Consider the following 19,346-nt stretch of genomic DNA (forward strand, 5'->3'; position numbering starts at 1 on the left):
AAAGTATTTTGATCCGAAGACCAAGCAAAAAATGTTGTAAATGAAGGACTTCTCATTTGTCACCAATTCACATCCTGCCTTTATAGAATCTTTATATCAGGATTTTCGCAAAGATCCGCAATCAGTGGACCCTGAATGGGTAAAATTTTTCCAGGGATTTGACTTCGCAGTAGCCAACAGCAACGGAAAAGCCGCCGCCACACCAGCAGCAGGCGCCACCGCCAACACTGCGACCACCACCGCAACCCCTGCGCCCGCGGGCACATCCACTTTGCCGGTGACCAATGAGCAGCTGGTAAAAGAGCTGGGCGTTTACAGATTGATCCAGGCCTATCGCAAAAAAGGCCACCTGGTATCCACTACCAATCCCATCCGTGAACGTAAAGACCGACATGCCAACCTCGAACTGTCTTACTTCGGACTCGACAATAACGACCTGAAAACAGAATTCTATGCCGGACAGGTAGTCGGCCTGGGCAAAACTTCCCTGGAAAATATCGTCAACCACCTCAAACAGGTCTACGCAGGCACCGTAGGGATCGAATTCACCTACATCAACGACGCCCGCAAAGTAGAATGGCTCCAGCAGGAAATGGAAAACGCCCTCCGACAACCCGTAAAACCCGAACAGAAAAAACGCATCCTCCAAAAACTCAACCAGGGCGTTATGTTCGAGAAATTCCTGCATACAAAATATATAGGCCAGAAACGTTTCTCCCTCGAAGGGGGCGAAACAACCATCGCCGCACTCGATGCCATCATCAACGCCTCCGCCGACCTCGGCGTACAGGAAGTCGTTTTCGGTATGGCACACCGCGGCCGCCTAAACGTATTAGCCAACATCCTCGGCAAAACATACGAACAAATATTCAGTGAGTTCGAAGGTACCTCCACCCCCGACACCACCATGGGCAGTGGCGACGTGAAATACCACCTCGGTTTCCGCGCTCAGATCACCACCCCGGCAGGTAAAGAAGTGAACCTCCAACTTACCCCCAACCCCTCACACCTCGAAGTAGTAGATCCCATCGTAATCGGATTCGCCAGAAGTAAAGCCGATGTGATTTACGAAAGCGACTACGATAAAATACTGCCCATCCTCATCCACGGCGACGCCGCCGTAGCAGGCCAGGGCGTCGTATATGAAGTGGAACAAATGAGCAAACTGCGTGGCTACTACGTAGGAGGTACCATGCACTTCGTCATCAATAACCAGATCGGCTTCACCACCGACTTCGAAGATGCCCGCTCCTCCGATTATTGTACCAGCGTTGCCGCCATCGTACAAGCGCCCGTTTTCCACGTCAACGGCGACGACGCCGAATCCGTAGTGAAAATAGCCGAAATAGCTACCCGCTACCGCCAGGAATTCAACTCCGATATATTTATTGACATGGTGTGCTACCGTAAACATGGCCACAACGAAGGAGATGATCCTAAGTTCACCCAACCAAAACTGTACGCCGCCATCGATAACCATCCTAACCCGAGAGAAATGTACTCCCGTCAACTCATCGCCAATGGCGACCTCGACGCAGCACTCGCTCAGGAAATGGAAAAAACATTCTGGGCCGAACTGCAGGAACGCCTCGATGAAGTAAAACAACATCCGCTGCCCTACAGCCACCAGAAACCCGAACAGTGGTGGCACTCCCTGAAAAAATCTACGCCGGAAGATTTTGTCAAATCCCCCGCCACCGCCATCACCAGAGAACAACTCGACCAGGTCTTCAAAGCCATGATGGCCATCCCCGAAAGCTTCCACCCATTACGTAAAGTGGAAAAACTCCTCCAGGATAAACAAAAACTGTTCGACGAACAAGGCCTCCTCGATTGGGCCTCCGGCGAATTACTGGCATACGGTAGCCTCCTCCTCGAAGGAAAAGATGTTCGCCTCAGCGGACAAGACGTCAAACGTGGTACCTTCTCTCACCGTCACGCCATCCTCCGCGACGAAGAAACCGACCAGGAATACGACCGCCTCAGCCGCATCTCCGACAACCAGGGCAAATTCAGGATCTATAACTCTCTCCTGAGCGAATTCGCCGTACTGGGATTCGAATACGGCTACTCCATCGCAACGCCTAACACACTCACCCTCTGGGAAGCACAATTCGGCGACTTCAGCAATGGCGCACAAACACTGATCGACCAGTTCATCACCTCCGCCGAAACCAAATGGCAGAAAATGAGCGGCCTCGTCATGTTGCTCCCCCATGGCTACGAAGGACAGGGCCCAGAACACTCCAGCGCCCGCCTCGAACGCTTCCTCCAGATGTGTGCCGAATATAACATCGTTATCACTAACTGCACCACCGCCGCCAGCTTCTTCCACGCTCTACGCCGCCAGCTGGCATGGCCGTTCCGCAAACCAATGATCAACTTCTCACCAAAAGCTAACCTGCGCCACATACGTAGCTACAGCCCGGTAGACGAATTCATCAACGGATCATTCCAGGAAGTCATCGACGACCCGTACATCGAAGATGCTACCAACGTCAAAAAAGTCCTGCTGTGTAGCGGTAAAATGTACTTCGACCTGAGCGAAAAACAAATGAAAGAAAATAGGAAAGACGTAGCCGTAGTTCGTATGGAACAACTCTACCCGCTCCCCGTTACACAACTCGAAACACTGAACCAGAAATATAAAGGTGCAACATGGTTCTGGGTACAGGAAGAACCGCTCAACATGGGCGCTGCCTCCTTCCTGCAAATGAACCTGAAACAGATCAACTACGGCGTTATCAGCCGCAACCCTAGCGCCGCAACCGCTACAGGGTACGCCAAAGTACACGCCCGCGAACAACAGGAAATCATCGAAACAGCCTTCAATATCTGATAACAGATAATGAATTGCAAGAATGCATACATCGGCGTTTCGTAATTCCCCCTTAATATTGCATAACAGAAACATTGAAATATTTGCAGCTGATAGCGGGTACAGACAACCCGCTATCAATTGCCCACCATCAACTGATTTAATATGGTAATCGAAATCAAAGTCCCTACGGTAGGAGAATCTATAAGCGAGGTAACAATTGCAAAGTGGTTGAAGAAAGATGGAGATTATGTGCAGCAGGATGAGGTGATCTGCGAAATGGAGTCCGAAAAGGCTACATTCGAACTGAATGCAGAAAAAGCAGGTGTACTGAAGATAGCAGCAGCAGAAGGCGCCACCCTCAAAGTAGGCGACGTTGCTTGCACCATCGACACCGACGCAGCTGCACCAGCAGGAACACCAGCGCCGGCCGCTCCCCAGGCAGCCCCCGCACCAGCAGCAGCAGCGCCTGCACCTGCACCAGAAGCACCCGCCGCAGCGCCAGCCTCCAACAAAGGCACCATCGAAGTAAAAGTGCCTACTGTAGGCGAGTCCATCAGCGAAGTAACCCTGATCAAATGGACCAAAAAAGATGGCGACTACGTAGAACGTGATGAGATCATCTGCGAACTCGAATCAGAAAAAGCCACCTTCGAACTCAACGCAGAAGAAGCTGGCCTGCTCAAAACCATCGCCAAAGAAGGCGATACCCTCCACATCGGAGACGTTGCCTGCACCATCGATACCAGCGCCGCCAGACCAGCCGGCCAGGCAGCACCTGCAGCCCCTAAAGCCGCCGCTGCAACACCCGCACAACCACAAGCACAACAAACACCCGTAACTAACATACCTAACGACGTCAAAACTACACCCGTAGCCGCCGCCGTTATCGCCGACAAACATATAGACCCCACTTCCATCAAAGGATCCGGCGCCCATGGCAAGATCCTGAAAGATGATGTGTTCTCCGCCCTCCAGAATCCAGGCGTAGCCATCGGCACAGATCTGTTCAGCCGCAACGAACGCCGCGAGAAAATGAGCAACCTGCGTAAAACAGTTTCCCGCCGCCTCGTCGAAGCCAAAAACACCACCGCTATGCTCACCACTTTCAACGAAGTGGACATGACCAACATCATGGAAATACGTAGCAAATACAAAGAGGTGTTCAAAAAACAACACGAAGTGAACCTGGGCTTCATGAGCTTCTTCACCAAAGCAGCTTGCTTCGCCCTCCAGGAATTCCCTTCCGTAAACGCCTACATCGATGGCGAAGAACTGGTATTCCACGACTTCTGCGATATCTCTATCGCCGTATCAGCCCCTAAAGGCCTCGTCGTACCAGTCATCCGAAACGCAGAAAGCCTCGATATGGCCGGTATCGAAAAGAAAGTAGTAGAACTCGCTACCAAAGCCCGCGATAACAAACTGACCATGGACGAAATGACCGGCGGTACCTTCACCATCACCAATGGTGGCGTATTCGGCTCCCTCATGAGCACCCCCATCATCAATATCCCGCAGTCAGCCATCCTCGGTATGCACAAAATACAGGAACGCCCAATGGCCATCAACGGCCAGGTAGTGATCCGCCCCATGATGTACCTCGCACTCAGCTACGACCACCGCATCATCGACGGCCGCGAATCCGTTAGCTTCCTCGTAAGAGTAAAAGAAATGCTGGAAAATCCTGAACAACTCCTGTTCGGTAAAGACCCACTGAAAGCATTACTTAAATTGTAATCACAACCTGATCATAACAACAAGGGCGGCCCGTCACAAGGCCGCCCTTGCCTATTTTTAATACCTCCCGTAACCAATCACATCCGCCTCCGGATGAGCATAACTCGTATAGGCGTAACTATAAGTCGTAGCACCCGAACAGCCAGCAACAACTTGAATTACTGGTAGTAGCAGGGTAAGAAGCAATTAAAGATGCCAATAATTTTATCTTTGCAAAATGACCCGCTGGGAAAATTATTTAACCACTGCAGAAAAGATCATAGATACCTTCGATGGTACACAGCCTTTACATCACTTCCTGAAGGCTTTTTTTAAACAACATCCCCACATGGGAAGCAGAGACCGCCGCTGGGTATCCCAACTCGTATATGCCTTCTACCGGCTCGGACAGCTGTGGAAAAATGCAATGCCCGTCAAAGAACGGATCTTCCTGGCACTGTTCCTCTGCGATCAGCAACCCAATGAATTGCTGACCTTCTTCCGCCCCAATCTGGCTACAGACATCTCCCGCCCGCTCACTGAGAAATGGTCGCTTTATAGCAACAAGGGTTCAACACCAGCCCTCGAAGACATATTCCCCTTTACCGGCGAACTGTCCCCGGGCGTAGACCCCGCCGCATTCACCGCTTCCTTTCTGTCCCAACCACAACTGTTCATTCGCACTCGCAACAATAAACAACAGGCTATCATCAACCTGCTCCTGCAGGCAGGTATCAACCATCAGGAGATTGGCAACGATGTACTCTCATTACCCAACAGCACTAAAATAGATACCATCATCACCAACAAAAGTTGGTACGAGATCCAGGATGCCTCCTCCCGGCAAACAGGACAACTACTGCATCCTAAAGCAGGAGAACGCTGGTGGGATTGCTGCGCTGCCAGTGGTGGAAAATCCCTGTTACTGCTCGATAAGGAACCTCGCATACGACTAACGGTCAGCGATATCCGCAAAAGCATCCTGCATAACCTCGAACAACGATTCCGCGATGCTGGCGTCAAACAGTACGAGAGTAAAATACTGGACCTGTCCGTCCCACTGCCGCCGGCTACCTTCTCCGGTCAATCATTCGATCACATCCTCCTGGATGCCCCCTGCTCCGGTGCCGGCACCTGGGCCCGCACACCGGAAAATCTGTACTTCTTCCACCGCGATAAGATCAACGCCTTCCGCCAACTACAACAGCGTATAGCAATTAACGTAATACCATTCCTCAAACAGGGCGGCACGCTCACATACATCACCTGCTCCGTATTCAGGGAAGAAAACGAAGCCGTTATTCAATATTTGCTGGATAATACATCGTTAGAAAAAGAAACAGGCGGGATCATCACCGGCTACACACGAGGCGCCGATAGCATGTTCGCAGTACAACTCCGCAAAGCATAACTACATCTTCAGCACCTTAATAGCCGTACGCTCACCACCCTGGATAGCTTGTAGATAATAGACACCGGCAGGTAGACCGGACAAGCCCTTGTCCCAGTTGAAATAACCGTAAATCACTTCGCTGGCAGGAATAGTTCCGCTACGTACCAGCTTACCGCCCGCATCCGCTAGCTGCAATTGTAGCGGGAGAGAAGAACTGGACTTATAATAGATGTTCAGCCGGTTGGTAAATGGGTTAGGGAACGCCTTCAGCAGCTTATCCCCCAGGCTGTTACGGATCGCGATCGTATCCGACAACTCCTGCTGTAATAACAGGTCGTAAGCAATACGGAAATTAGGTACACCATAACCGGTACGGTTATCCGGATGCGTATAATGGCTGCTGCTGCGTTTGATCACATCCATGATCTCCCGGTTACTGCGCTTGGGAAAAGCCTGCCATAGACAGGCCGCCAGCCCCGCAATAACAGGACATGCATAAGAAGTCCCATCCCCGCTAAGCAAACGCCCCTCCGGATTCACATACTGCGTATTCACCCCCAATGCAGCCACGTCCGGCTTGATCCTGCCGTCAGCCGTAGGACCATAACTACTGAACGCCGCTACCTGCCCGCTTTCATTTACCGCTGCTACCGCCAGCACACTGTCCACATCAGCAGGAGAGAGCAGGTATTTCCAGGAAGAGAACCCTTCGTTACCCGCACAGTTCACAACCAATATACCCTTGCGGGCCGCCCATGCCGCGCCTCGCGCTATCGTAGTACTCCGGCCATCCAATTGCGAATAAGTATGATTGAAAACAGAATCGTCAAACTCTGTATAACCCACCGAAGAGGATAACACATCCACACCAATACTATCCGACAGCTCCGCCGCCGCTACCCAGTTATATTCCTCTATAGGCGACTCCGTAGCCGTCTCCTCCGTACGTAATAACACATAACTCGCATCCGGCGCACTGCCGATCATCTCACCTGGCAAATAAGCTGCCAGTATCGACAACACATGCGCACCATGACTGCCATATCCATACACTTCCCCACTGCCGTCGCTGAAATTGCGCGTAGCAAGGATATTACGCCTGCCGTTCAGATAGGTAAAAGCCCTGTTCTTGTCCACTCCCGGAAAACCAGCATCCAACACAGCAATCACCATACCCTCACCTTTCCACCCCTTCTCATGCAAAAACACTCCTTCATTCAGATGTAACTGCATAAAGCCCCCGCCGTACTCTCCTGCATTCGCCCCCGCCTGCCGCTCATTACGCCCCACACGGGGCGTTTCCCGCTGTTCACTCGCCTGCCTGCTTTCAGCAGTAGCGCCGCTCACAAAAGGAAATTGCGAAATACGTTGAATAGCCGCCGCATCCTCCGTCGCAATGATCGCCTGGTTGAACCACCGAAGCGTATACAATACCTGCACTTCACCGGCCTTACGTAAACTGTCCACATATGCCGGCGATACCGGCAGGTCACTGCTGTCCACAGCAATCTGCTGATGCTGTCTTCTCATCAGCGCCTTCGCAGATAAATACCGTTGCGGATCTGAAAGTGTATAAGGAGACCCCTTTTTGTCACGGAACGTCACAACATAACGTTTCACTTGCGCACACAGGGCCAGCGGAAAAAGTAAAAGTATTAACAGGATAATACGGGATTGAACAAATATGTACATACGGAACGATTCTCTACGAATGTACAAAAAGTTATATATAGTGCCCGCCTACTGCAGCGACAGCGCAGACTAAAACCATGATTTAATACAGCGCCCACGGCCTACCACAAAAAAGGGCCGCCTCAACAAAGAGACAGCCCCTGACAATATCCTCAGGAATAAATTTATCCCGCTATATTACTACGTTGTATAATACCTCCGGCAACGACATCGTCCCCTTCGTAGAATACCGCCGACTGGCCAGGAGCAATACCCTTCACCTGCTCGTAAAAACGAACCTTTACCTGCCCGTTTTCATTATACAGGTTGCTGAGCGCCCCCTTGTCCTTATACCGGATCTTCGTCAACGATTCCATCCCCTCCGGAATATGATCATACTTGATCAGGTTAATACCACTTACCAACATCTCATCCCGCTGCAGATCAGCCTCATCCCCAAGCACAACCGTATTGGTCTCAGGAATGATCTCCGTTACATACACAGGTCGCCCGAGCGCAATATCAAGTCCTTTACGCTGACCAATCGTATAAAAAGGATACCCTTTATGTTTTCCCAGCACAGTGCCGTCCTTCAACGTAAAATTACCGTCCTTTACCTGCTCTTCCAGCCCGTCTACCTTCCGCTTTAAAAAGCCCCGGTAGTCATTATCCGGTACAAAACAGATCTCATAGCTCTCCGCCTTCTTAGCCAGCTCCGGATAACCAAAATCAAAAGCCATCTGCCGGATCTCCGTCTTACGATACTGACCTAATGGCAACAAAGTACGCTGCAGCACATCCTGCTGCAATCCCCACAGCACATAACTCTGGTCCTTCAGCTCGTCAACACCCTTACTGATCACATGACGGCCACTTTCCAATGCACGCACCTGACCGTAATGTCCCGTAGCAATAAACGCACAGTCCATCGCATCCGCACGCTTCATCAACGCCCGCCATTTAATATGCGTATTACACAACACACAGGGATTAGGCGTACGACCCGCTATATATTCCTCCACAAAATTGTTGATCACAAAATCACCAAACTCATCCCGTATATCCAGGATAAAATGCGGAAATCCGTGGTGTACGGCCGCTGCACGGGCGTCATTGAAAGAGTCCAGGTTGCAGCAGCCGGTCTCCTTCTTACTGGCCCCGGCAGATGCATAATCCCAGGTCTTCATGGTGATGCCCACCACTTCGTAACCTTGCTCATGAAGCATCAGCGCCGTAACCGTACTATCTATGCCGCCGCTCATCGCAACCAGCACCTTACCGTGTCTGCTCATCTTATTATGAATTAAAGGAGCAAAATTACTGAATTTACTGCCAAGCACATACCCCGGGTTATCAATCCTGACTATATCCCCATAGTTTACAGCTATAGTATAACAAAACTTGCTAAAATGACCGTTCCTAATAAAGTGTTCCCCCTGTTGAAATTTTTCCAGCAGGAAAGCTGCCGTTTTAATGGTTTTTATAAATAATTTGCATTAGAAGTGTAAAATGTTAAAAGTGGGTCATATATTTATTGGCTAAAGGCCCATTTTACTCTAAATTTATTAGCATGTTACCAATGTTAAATAAAGACTATATCACGAGCCACCCGCAAACCGGTATCAGCGCCGATACCTTCCAACTTCCCGAACGTATCCTCCAGTTCGGAACCGGCGTCCTATTGCGCGGATTGGTAGACTACCTCGTCGATAAAGCCAATAAACAACAAATATTTAATGGCCGCATCGTTATCATCAAATCCACCGATGGCGATACCAAAGACTTCTCCGGCCAGGATAACCTCTTCACCACCCACATCAAAGGCGTCGCCCAGGGAGAACTGGTGAATAAGGTCCTTATTAACACTGCAATTAGCCGTGTTTTGCAATCGAATGCAGAATGGCAGGAGGTGCTCAAAACCGCACAGCAGCCCACTTTACAAACTATCATCTCCAACACCACCGAAGTAGGTATACAGTATGTCGAAGAAGATATCACAAGTGGCGTACCAACCTCATTCCCGGGCAAACTATTGGCCATCCTCTGGACTCGCTTCCAGACATTCCAGGGCAGATCAAATACCGGGTTCGTCATCGTACCCACAGAACTGGTCGTAAACAATGGCGACCTCCTCTTCGAGATCGTCCTCAAATTGGCGGCCTTCAATAAACTACCCGAAACATTCGTCTCCTGGATCACAAAAGATAACCACTTCTGCAACTCCCTCGTCGATCGCATCGTCCCGGGTAAACCCAAAGACCTCGATCAGCTCCAGCAGGATGCAGGATACAAGGACCAACTTTGGATAGAGGTAGAACCATTCCTGCTATGGGCCATCCAGGGTAATGAACATATCCGCGAAATCATGAGCTTCCACCAGGCCGACGAACGAATGCTCATCACCCCGGATATAACCCCCTACAGAGAACAAAAACTGCGTATACTCAACGGCAGCCATACCATCGCCGTACCACTGGCATACCTCAGCGGCCTTAATACCGTATACGAATGCCTGGAAGATCCCTTCATGAAACGATTCTTCCATACCGTCGTACTGCAGGAAATATTGCCGACCATCCGCGAAATATGCCCCCAGGCAAATACCTTCGCCCAAGATGTACTGGACCGGTTCGCCAACCCCTACATCGCCCACAAACTCATCAGCATCACCTTCCAGGAAAGCGCTAAAATGAACGCCCGGAACGTACGCACACTGGTTCGCTACTACGAACAACACCAGCTGCTGCCTCCCATGATGTGCCTGGGATTCGCCGCCATGCTCCTGTTCCTTAAACCGGTAAAACAAGAAAGTGGCCAGTATTTCGGATTACGCGAGGCGGGCGAATATCTCATCACAGACGACAACGTGGCCATCTTCGCTGCCTACTGGCAACATGCCGCCGAAGCAAACTATAACGATACCGCCATCAATACCCTCGTACAGGAAGTCTGCACCAACATCCAGCTATGGGAAACCAATCTTGCCACACTGCCTGGCTTCACAGACCTGGTCGCCACACACCTGCAAGGCATGATACGCGAAGGCGCTATGAAGTATGCACAACAGATAAGCATAGCAACACCTCAGCTATAAAAGGAATATTATCACATCATCGTAATGCTGCTTTAGTAATAACCACGATTTATGAAACAGTTTTTGTCAGAAGACTTTTTACTGCAAACAGAAACAAGCCGGACTCTGTACTTCGACTACGCAAAAGAAATGCCGGTCATCGACTATCACAACCACCTCCCGCCAGATGAGATCGCACAGGATAAACAGTTCGAAAACCTCACCGCCATCTGGCTGAAAGGAGATCACTATAAATGGCGGGCCATGCGTGCCAACGGTATCGCCGAAGAGAATATCACCGGCACCGCCGACGACTACACCAAGTTCCTGAAATGGGCAGAAACAGTACCCTATACCATGCGCAATCCACTCTACCACTGGACGCATATGGAACTGCTCAACCCATTCGGCATACATGATCTGCTCAACGCAGACAGCGCCGCCAGCATATATGAACAGTGCAATGCACAACTACCGCAATGGTCCACACAAAGCCTGCTGAAACACTTCCGCGTAGATACCTTGTGCACCACAGATGATCCCTGCGACAACCTGGAATATCATCAGCAGATAAAACAACAACCATTTGGCGTCAATGTATTACCAACCTTCCGGCCCGATAAAGCAATCGCCGTAGAAGAACCAGTAACCTTTAATCAATACCTGGATAAACTGGAGGGCGTTACCAATACGACCATCAACACATACAATGCCTTGCTCAGCGCGCTCCGGCAACGACACGATTACTTCCATGCAATGGGAGGTAGACTATCCGATCATGGCCTCAATACATTCTTCTATACGCCTTTTACCGCTGCCGAACTAGATACTATATTCATTACACTGCGTGCAGGCAAAACCGTGAGCGAAACCGATGCCGCCAGGTTTAAAACAGCTACCTTGCAGTGCATCTGCGAATGGAACCATGAAAAAGGATGGACACAACAATTCCATGTAGGCGCCATTCGTAATAATAACAGCCGCCTGTTACGCAAACTGGGCGCAGATGCCGGCGTAGACTCCATAGGCGATTGGCAGAACGCCAGCGCAATGGCTGCCTTCTTTGATCAACTCGATCAGCGCGACAAACTGGCCAAAACAATCGTCTATAATCTCAACCCTACACAAAACGAAGTATTCGCCACCATGATAGGCAACTTCCAGGATGGCACCGTCCCGGGCAAAATGCAGTTCGGTTCAGGTTGGTGGTTCCTCGATCAGAAAGATGGAATGGAAAAACAAATGAATACGCTTAGTAACATGGGCCTCCTGAGCCGCTTCGTAGGCATGCTCACCGATTCCCGGAGCTTCCTCTCATACTCCCGCCATGACTACTTCCGCCGCATACTCTGTAACCTCATCGGCAACGATGTGGAAAACGGAGAACTGCCGGCCGACACAAAATGGCTGGGAAAGATGGTACAGGATATTTGCTATCACAACGCAAAAGCGTATTTTAACTTCTAAGATTTTTCGATAGATATCATGCAGCCAGTAAAAGTCATCACATTCGGAGAAATATTATTACGCTTATCGCCTTCCTGGAATGAGCACAATGCTGCACTATACGTAGGTGGGGCAGAGGCAAACGTAGCCGCAGCCCTCGGGCACTGGGGCGTCCCCGTCGCCTATATCAGCAAAGTCCCCGACAACGGCTTGTCCAGACAAGTGCTCGATCAACTGCAGCAACTGGGCGTATCCACCGATCGCATGCTCTGGGGCGGCGACCGCATAGGTGCCTACTACCTGGCACAAGGCGCCGATCTGAAACATGCAGAAGTAGTATACGATCGCAAATACTCCTCCTTCAGCACCATCACCCCCGGATCCGTCGATTGGGACGCCTGGCTCGGCGATGCCGGATGGTTCCACTGGAGCGCCATCTCACCAGCACTCAACGCCGATGCCGCAATAGTCTGCAAAGAAATATTGGAAGCCGCTTCCCGCAAAGGACTGATCATCTCAACAGATCTCAACTACCGCAGCAAACTGTGGCAATATGGTAAACAACCAGGAGACATCATGCCCGAACTGGCCACATACTGCGATGTGATAATGGGAAATATCTGGGCTGCACACCAAATGCTCGGTACACCACTCGATACCGAAGCACTGGCCGCCGATAATAAACAGGTATACCTCGACAACGCAGAAAAAGTAGCCCGCACCATCATCAACCGCTACCCGCGCTGCAAACAGGTCGCCTTCACCTTCCGATTCTCCGCCGCACCCGCCCACAACCGCTACTATGCCTCCTATTTCGATGGTACAGCACAGACCGTATCCCGGGAATATGAAACCAACGAAGTAGTAGATAGAGTAGGGAGCGGAGACAGCTTTATGGCTGGCCTAATATATGCACAACTCAATAAGATGGATGCACAACAAACCATCAACTACGCTGCTGCTGCAGCATACGCGAAACTATTCTATAAAGGTGACTTTAACCTCACCGGCAAAGACAACATCCTAAAACTGATCTGACATGGCACCAGCAACCGGCACTATCATCAACGCATTTTCACAGAGCGGCATCATACCAGTATTCTATCATGATGACGAAACCGTCTGCTGCGAAGTACTACAGGCTTGTTACGAAGCAGGTATAAGAGTATTTGAATTCACTAACCGGGGCGACAACGCCCGCCGGAACTTCGCCGCCATGCGGGATAAAAAACTGGTCTCCATGCCCGATATGTACCTGGGTATCGGCACCATCAAACAAGCCGCCGACGCAGAAGCATTCGCAGGTGCCGGCGCCGACTTCATCGTCAGCCCTATCATCGATAGCGCCACTGCCACCTACTGCCGCAACGCAGGCATCTGCTGGATACCTGGCTGCATGACTCCTACCGAGATCGCCCAGGCAGAACAACAACAAGCCACATTGGTAAAATTATTCCCGGGCAATGTCCTCGGACCCGGATTCGTCAAAGCCATCAAACCACTGTTCCCTGGCCTTAAATTTATGCCAACAGGTGGCGTAGAACCCAGCTCCGCCAGCATCAACGCCTGGTTCGAAGCAGGGGTCGTATGCGTAGGAATGGGATCCAACTTGCTCGATAAACGCCTCATAGATAAACAAGACTATCAGGCGCTCAAAATCGCTATCAGCCAGGCACTCTCGCTAATAAACGCCTTACGGGGATAATACCCGCATACGTATCAACATGAATAGAAGTAAGTTAATGCAATCGTTTGCATTTTTAGGAACAATAGCTTAATTTAAGCACTTTATAAATTCCAAAATCGTTCTAATGAATGCCACAATAGTCGGAAAATACCGCTGGCGCATATGTGCACTACTGTTCCTCGCCACCACCATTAATTATCTCGACCGGCAGGTGATCGGTCTCCTGAAACCTATACTGGAAAAGGAATTCAACTGGACAGAAACTGACTATGGCAATATCGTCATGGCCTTCTCTGCCTGCTATGCCATCGGCCTCCTCTTCTTCGGACGAATCGTCGATCGTATCGGTACAAAAATGGGATACACCGTATCCATCATCATCTGGAGCGTCGCCGCAATGGTACATGCCCTGGCTAAAACAACCCTCGGTTTCGGTTTCGCCCGTGCCTTGCTGGGACTGGGCGAAGCGGGTAACTTCCCGGCCGCCATCAAATCAGTAGCAGAATGGTTCCCTAAAAAGGAAAGAGCACTCGCCACAGGTATCTTCAACTCCGGCGCCAATATAGGTGCCGTAGTAGCTCCCGCAGTAGTACCCTGGCTGGCAGGTAACTACGGCTGGCAGGAAGCTTTCATCTGGACAGGTATCGTCGGCTTTATCTGGCTCGTATTCTGGTTGGTAATGTACGAGATCCCCGCCCGACATAAAAAGTTGTCAAAAGAAGAATACGACTTCATTCACAGCGATAACGAATTGGAATTAAAACCCGAAGAACCCAAACAAAAAGTATCCTGGGGTAAACTGCTTTCTATCCGCCAAACCTGGGCCTTCGTATTCGGCAAAATGCTCACCGATCCCATATGGTGGTTCTTCCTCTTCTGGTTACCTTCCTACTTCTCCACCACATTTCACCTCGACCTGAAGAAACCAAACCCTCAGCTCATCATCGTATATACCGCCACCACCATAGGTAGCATCGGCGGGGGATACCTCTCCTCCTGGTTGATAGAAAGAGGATGGCCCGTATTCCGCTCCCGTAAGATATCCATGCTCATATTCGCTATCTGCGTAATCCCCATCATGGCCGCACAGTATGCTACCAACGTATGGGGAGTAGTTGCATTGATCAGCCTCGCAGCAGCAGCACACCAGGCATGGTCCGCTAATATCTTCACCACCGCCTCAGACATGTTCCCGAAATATGCAGTAAGCTCTGTAGTAGGTATCGGCGGTATGGCAGGCTCTGTCGGTGGTATCCTGTTCCCATTACTGGTAGGCGCCCTCCTGGATCACTACAAAGGTCTCGGCAACATCGGCACTGGTTATAACATCCTCTTTACCATCTGCGGATGCATGTATATCCTAGCCTGGTTCGTCATGCACCTCTTCGCTCCCAAGATGGAACAGGTGAAAATATAAAACAATACCTGACATAAATATCAAAGGGCCGGCTTCTTACAAATGAAGCCGGCCCTTTACCGTATAACAAATGAAATAAACTATAGACTTACACCTCGCTTCCACGGAATGAAATCATCCTGGCGCAACTGCTCCGCTTTTGTCAACATTTCACCGCTGGCAGTTTTGATCACCATCTCAAGGATGTGTTCCCCCATCTCCGCAATACTGTGTTCCCCACTGATGATCGTACCCGTGTTAATATCGATAATATCCGGCATGCGCTGCGCCAGACGCGTATTAGTGGACAACTTCAGCACAGGAGCAATAGGATTGCCCGTAGGGGTACCCAAACCCGTGGTAAAAAGAACAATATTAGCACCAGAACCTACCTCCGCAGAAGTAGACTCCACATCATTACCAGGCGTACAAAGCAAGTTGAGACCGGGTTTAGTCGCATATTCCGTATAGTCAAGCACGTCAGTAACAGGAGATGTACCTCCCTTCTTGGCCGCACCGGCAGATTTGATCGCATCAGTGATCAGCCCATCCTTGATATTTCCGGGAGAAGGATTCATATAAAAACCACTACCCACAGACCGTGCCTGTGTCTCATATGCCCGCATGATCCGGATAAATTTGTCAGATATCTCCGTGCTCGTACATCGGTTGATCAGCTCCTGCTCCACACCGCACAACTCCGGAAATTCAGATAGGATAGATGTACCTCCCAATGCCACCAGCAAATCAGAAGTATGTCCTACCGCCGGATTCGCAGAAATACCCGAAAATCCATCAGATCCCCCGCACTCCAGACCAATCACCAGTTTAGACAAGGGACTCGGCTGACGGGTCTGCTTGTTCACCTCTACCAATGAAAGGAACGTCTCCTTAATAGCATTACTTAACATCGCAAACTCAGATGCACTCTTCTGTTGCTCAAATACCAATACCGGTTTATTAAACGTGGGATTAAGACGCTTCACCGATTGCATTAATATGGAAACCTGTGCGTGCTGACAACCCAAACTAAGTACCGTCGCCCCCGCCACATTCGGATGATGTATATACCCGGCCAGCAACGCGCATAGAGCATCAGAATCCTGGCGCGTACCGCCACAACCACCTTCATGTGTCAGAAATTTTATACCGTCAATATTAGGAAAGATCGTATGCCGCTTACTAGCTGCACTCGCCCGGCTGGCCTCATAACCTCGCAGCGCCTCCATATCCCCGCGCTTATACAACGCAACCAGGTCTTCCACCTGCTCGTTATATACCTCCGTAGGCGCAAATCCAAGCCCCTTCTCAAAAGCCGTCTTGATCACCGTCACATTCCGGTTCTCACAAAATACCAAGGGTATCACTAACCAGAAATTACGGGTGCCGACCTGCCCGTCCTCCCGCTGGTATCCCATAAATGTACGATCCCGCCACTGGCTCACGTCCGGTGCCTGCCACTGAATATTACTGTCCTTCTCATGAAAGGAATTCGCCTCGTGCTGTATATTGGTCGTCGTGATTTTTTCCCCGCTCGCTATCGCCTGCGTCGCCTTACCCACCAATACACCATACATCACAACAGGATCACCCGTGCGCAATGCCGATATGGGAAATTTATGTTTCGCTGGAATATCTGTCGTAAGTTCAATCGATGAGCCATTAAATGGTATGATAGCACCTGCCCGAAGATCCTGTAATGCTACCAACACATTATCATCCGGATGTATCTGTAAATACGTATTCATAATTGATAAAAGTAGATAATTAGCCCTAGCTCAATTAATACTAAAATCTTAATCCATAATGTGATTTTGACTATTTAAAATCTTCCTAAAACTACCACTATTATAAGGATTGTACAAGTCCTGAAATGCAATGCCATACAGGAAAAATGAACCTTTTGGATTCTTGGGCTATTTGCTAAAACATACATAATAATTTTTAGCATACTATGTATAGATAGTATCAGCGTCATCATAAAAAATGCAAACGTTTGCAAGATTCAGTATTTAGCTATATCTTTCCGTATCTCCGCAGTTGATAATCATTTAATGTAAAATTAGGCATGAGTATGAAAGCAGAAACCAGATACGCCAGCAGTCCCGAAGAAGTAAAAAGATGGTCCACAGAAGAATCTAGGAAAGCACTACTGATCGACAGCTTGTTTGAAAAAGATACCGTACAGCTGGTATATAGCCACTATGACCGGTTTATCACCGGTGGCGTAATGCCTGTAGATCAGGAAATAATACTCACTCCTGTCGAGCAACTGAAAGCATCCTACTTCCTCGAAAGAAGAGAACTCGGCATTATCAATGTCGGTGGCCACGGCTCCGTATCAGTAGATGGAGAAGTATTCGAATTGGAATATAAAGAAGCCTTGTACATCGGCAGGGGTAAACAAGAGATCATCTTCCGCAGCAAAGAAAAGAACGCGCCGGCAAAGTTCTACCTGAATTCCACCCCCGCGCACCGCGAATATCCAACCCGGCACATCACCCGTAAAGAGGCCGAAATTGTAACACTGGGCGCACAGGAAACCGCCAACCATCGTACGATCAATAAATTACTGGTCAGCTCCGTATTGCCAACCTGCCAACTGCAAATGGGAATGACCGAACTGCATACCGGCAATATATGGAATACCATGCCCGCTCATACCCACGACCGTAGGATGGAAGTCTATTTCTATTTCGAAATACCACAAGGCCAGTCTGTCTGCCACTTCTGGGGGCAGCCACAGGAAACACGCCATATATGGATGCAGAATGAACAAGCCGTGATATCCCCACCCTGGTCCATCCACTCAGGCGCCGGTACCAGCAATTATACCTTCATCTGGGGAATGGCTGGCGAAAACCTCGACTACGGAGATATGGACGTATGTGCCATCAACGAACTCAGATAATCAGATCAGTACCTTCAAGGGGCCGTCTATTACATGAATCCAATAAATTCCGTCATGAAAAAGATTATCCTGGCATTTGCTTGCTGCAGCATCACCTGGCTGACCTCACAACAGCTAGTACAAGCGGCGCCAAATAAACAACAGATTTTAAGTGTTGAAAAGACAGCTATCAGTATCAGCAACCCGGCCGACGTCGCCCGCGAAGAAGAAGTGGTAGAAATACCAGCGGCAGCATTCGGCAACAAATGGGAGCCCCTCGCTAAAGCACCCTTCCGTATCATTAATAAACAAACAGGGAAAGAGATACCATATCAACTGATCACCCTGGGACAACCAGCGCCGGTAGCACTGCTGGTACAGGTATCCCTGCCCGCAAAGAGCGCCATTACCCTGAGCATCCAACCCGGACAACCGGCCAAAGTCAAATCCCGTACTTTCGGCCGTTTCGTACCCGAACGCAAAGACGACTTCGCCTGGGAAAACGATCGCGTAGTATTCCGCATGTACGGCCCGGCCCTCGAAAACTTCCCTAAAGAAAATGCCCATGGCATCGACTTCTGGAGCAAACGTACCAGCGACCTTGTAGTAGACAACTGGTACAAATTGGACAATTATCACCACGATAATGGACAAGGCCTCGATTATTATAAAGTAGGATTCACCCTCGGAGCTGGTGATAATGCGCCTTTCGTAGGAGACTCCATCAACTTCTCCAGGAAATATAAAACCTACAAGGTACTGGATAATGGCCCCCTGCGCACCACCTTTCAATTGATATACGATACCTGGAAGGCGGGTAATACCACCGTATCAGCGACGAAGACCATCTCACTGGATGCCGGCTCCCAACTCAACAAAATGTCCGTACAGTATGTATTCAATGGCGATAAATTGCCGGTAGTGGCAGGTATCGTTAAAAGAGAAGAACCTGGGGCCGTCCTGCTCGACGAAAAACAAGGCGTACTGGGATATTGGGAACCCCAACATGGAGAAGATGGTACCTCAGGTATAGGCTGCGTATTCCCTGCTGCTGTACCAGGCATGTTAGTGACCTCCCAACACCTGCTGGCAAAAGCAAAAGCAACCGCCGGCGAACCTTTCGTATATTACTTCGGAGCAGCCTGGGACAAAGCCGGTCGCATCAAAAATGAACAGCAGTGGTTTACCTACCTGCAACAGTTCGCCCGGAAAATACAACAGCCGCTTACCGTGAAAGTGCAATAACACGCACT

The 19,346-nt window shown here is 49.8% G+C and carries 13 protein-coding genes; 10 read left to right on the forward strand and 3 right to left on the reverse strand.

Features of this window, described 5'->3' with window-relative positions; all coding sequences use genetic code 11:
* Positions 1-40 precede the first annotated feature (40 nt).
* The 3 genes from KTO58_RS00995 to KTO58_RS01005 all read left to right on the forward strand — a co-directional run bounded on the left by KTO58_RS00995 (position 41) and on the right by KTO58_RS01005 (position 5,948).
* Positions 41-2,839: a 2-oxoglutarate dehydrogenase E1 component gene (locus tag KTO58_RS00995; protein ID WP_095841180.1), complete on the forward strand. Its 2,799-nt coding sequence runs from the start codon at positions 41-43 to the stop codon at positions 2,837-2,839.
* A 144-nt stretch (positions 2,840-2,983) separates the two neighbouring features.
* Positions 2,984-4,558, forward strand: a complete 1,575-nt coding sequence (gene odhB, locus KTO58_RS01000; protein WP_095841179.1) for a 2-oxoglutarate dehydrogenase complex dihydrolipoyllysine-residue succinyltransferase — start codon at positions 2,984-2,986, stop codon at positions 4,556-4,558.
* 217 nt (positions 4,559-4,775) lie between these two features.
* A complete protein-coding gene (locus KTO58_RS01005; protein ID WP_095841178.1) occupies positions 4,776-5,948 on the forward strand; it encodes an RsmB/NOP family class I SAM-dependent RNA methyltransferase in 1,173 nt (390 codons plus the stop codon).
* On the opposite strand, the gene KTO58_RS01010 is transcribed toward KTO58_RS01005, so the two are convergent.
* Both KTO58_RS01010 and mnmA read right to left on the reverse strand, forming a co-directional pair.
* On the reverse strand, positions 5,949-7,622 hold the full coding sequence (locus KTO58_RS01010) for a S8 family serine peptidase (protein ID WP_095841177.1): 1,674 nt from the start codon (positions 7,620-7,622) through the stop codon (positions 5,949-5,951).
* A gap of 164 nt (positions 7,623-7,786) precedes the next feature.
* On the reverse strand, positions 7,787-8,893 hold the full coding sequence (mnmA, locus tag KTO58_RS01015; protein WP_095841176.1) for a tRNA 2-thiouridine(34) synthase MnmA: 1,107 nt from the start codon (positions 8,891-8,893) through the stop codon (positions 7,787-7,789).
* A gap of 278 nt (positions 8,894-9,171) precedes the next feature.
* Between mnmA and KTO58_RS01020 the strand changes: the two genes are divergently transcribed.
* From KTO58_RS01020 to KTO58_RS01040, 5 genes are all read left to right on the forward strand, one after another.
* Positions 9,172-10,695, forward strand: coding sequence for a tagaturonate reductase (locus KTO58_RS01020; RefSeq protein ID WP_095841175.1), 1,524 nt, complete (start codon positions 9,172-9,174; stop codon positions 10,693-10,695).
* A gap of 51 nt (positions 10,696-10,746) precedes the next feature.
* The gene (gene uxaC, locus KTO58_RS01025; RefSeq protein WP_095841174.1) at positions 10,747-12,141 is read left to right on the forward strand and encodes a glucuronate isomerase; all 1,395 of its coding nucleotides are present in this window, start codon (positions 10,747-10,749) and stop codon (positions 12,139-12,141) included.
* An 18-nt stretch (positions 12,142-12,159) separates the two neighbouring features.
* Positions 12,160-13,158: a sugar kinase gene (locus KTO58_RS01030; protein ID WP_095841173.1), complete on the forward strand. Its 999-nt coding sequence runs from the start codon at positions 12,160-12,162 to the stop codon at positions 13,156-13,158.
* Position 13,159: 1 nt separating this feature from the next.
* Positions 13,160-13,825 carry a beta/alpha barrel domain-containing protein gene (locus tag KTO58_RS01035; protein ID WP_095841172.1) on the forward strand — a complete coding sequence of 222 codons (666 nt, stop codon included), beginning with the start codon at positions 13,160-13,162 and terminating at the stop codon, positions 13,823-13,825.
* 106 nt (positions 13,826-13,931) lie between these two features.
* Positions 13,932-15,224: an MFS transporter gene (locus KTO58_RS01040; protein ID WP_095841171.1), complete on the forward strand. Its 1,293-nt coding sequence runs from the start codon at positions 13,932-13,934 to the stop codon at positions 15,222-15,224.
* Between the two features lie 80 nt (positions 15,225-15,304).
* Here the strand turns inward: KTO58_RS01040 and KTO58_RS01045 are convergent, their stop codons facing one another.
* Positions 15,305-16,951, reverse strand: a complete 1,647-nt coding sequence (locus KTO58_RS01045) for a UxaA family hydrolase (protein ID WP_095841170.1) — start codon at positions 16,949-16,951, stop codon at positions 15,305-15,307.
* 326 nt (positions 16,952-17,277) lie between these two features.
* Between KTO58_RS01045 and kduI the strand changes: the two genes are divergently transcribed.
* Complete coding sequence (kduI, locus tag KTO58_RS01050; protein ID WP_095841169.1) at positions 17,278-18,114, forward strand: 5-dehydro-4-deoxy-D-glucuronate isomerase; 837 nt, start codon at positions 17,278-17,280, stop codon at positions 18,112-18,114.
* A 54-nt stretch (positions 18,115-18,168) separates the two neighbouring features.
* Complete coding sequence (locus KTO58_RS01055; protein WP_225860000.1) at positions 18,169-19,338, forward strand: BT3233 family polysaccharide utilization protein; 1,170 nt, start codon at positions 18,169-18,171, stop codon at positions 19,336-19,338.
* Positions 19,339-19,346: the final 8 nt, after the last annotated feature.

Origin of the sequence: Chitinophaga pendula (genome assembly GCF_020386615.1) — a bacterium.
In the GTDB taxonomy this organism is placed as follows: Bacteria; Bacteroidota; Bacteroidia; order Chitinophagales; family Chitinophagaceae; genus Chitinophaga; species Chitinophaga pendula.

Bases quoted from the DNA above. Each gene is read 5' to 3' on its own strand.
- KTO58_RS00995 (WP_095841180.1), top strand. From the start codon at position 41: ATGAAGGACTTCTCATTTGTCACCAATTCACATCCTGCCTTTATAGAA.
- odhB (WP_095841179.1), top strand. From the start codon at position 2,984: ATGGTAATCGAAATCAAAGTCCCTACGGTAGGAGAATCTATAAGCGAG.
- KTO58_RS01005 (WP_095841178.1), top strand. From the start codon at position 4,776: ATGACCCGCTGGGAAAATTATTTAACCACTGCAGAAAAGATCATAGAT.
- KTO58_RS01010 (WP_095841177.1), bottom strand. From the start codon at position 7,622: ATGTACATATTTGTTCAATCCCGTATTATCCTGTTAATACTTTTACTT.
- mnmA (WP_095841176.1), bottom strand. From the start codon at position 8,893: ATGAGCAGACACGGTAAGGTGCTGGTTGCGATGAGCGGCGGCATAGAT.
- KTO58_RS01020 (WP_095841175.1), top strand. From the start codon at position 9,172: ATGTTACCAATGTTAAATAAAGACTATATCACGAGCCACCCGCAAACC.
- uxaC (WP_095841174.1), top strand. From the start codon at position 10,747: ATGAAACAGTTTTTGTCAGAAGACTTTTTACTGCAAACAGAAACAAGC.
- KTO58_RS01030 (WP_095841173.1), top strand. From the start codon at position 12,160: ATGCAGCCAGTAAAAGTCATCACATTCGGAGAAATATTATTACGCTTA.
- KTO58_RS01035 (WP_095841172.1), top strand. From the start codon at position 13,160: ATGGCACCAGCAACCGGCACTATCATCAACGCATTTTCACAGAGCGGC.
- KTO58_RS01040 (WP_095841171.1), top strand. From the start codon at position 13,932: ATGAATGCCACAATAGTCGGAAAATACCGCTGGCGCATATGTGCACTA.
- KTO58_RS01045 (WP_095841170.1), bottom strand. From the start codon at position 16,951: ATGAATACGTATTTACAGATACATCCGGATGATAATGTGTTGGTAGCA.
- kduI (WP_095841169.1), top strand. From the start codon at position 17,278: ATGAAAGCAGAAACCAGATACGCCAGCAGTCCCGAAGAAGTAAAAAGA.
- KTO58_RS01055 (WP_225860000.1), top strand. From the start codon at position 18,169: ATGAAAAAGATTATCCTGGCATTTGCTTGCTGCAGCATCACCTGGCTG.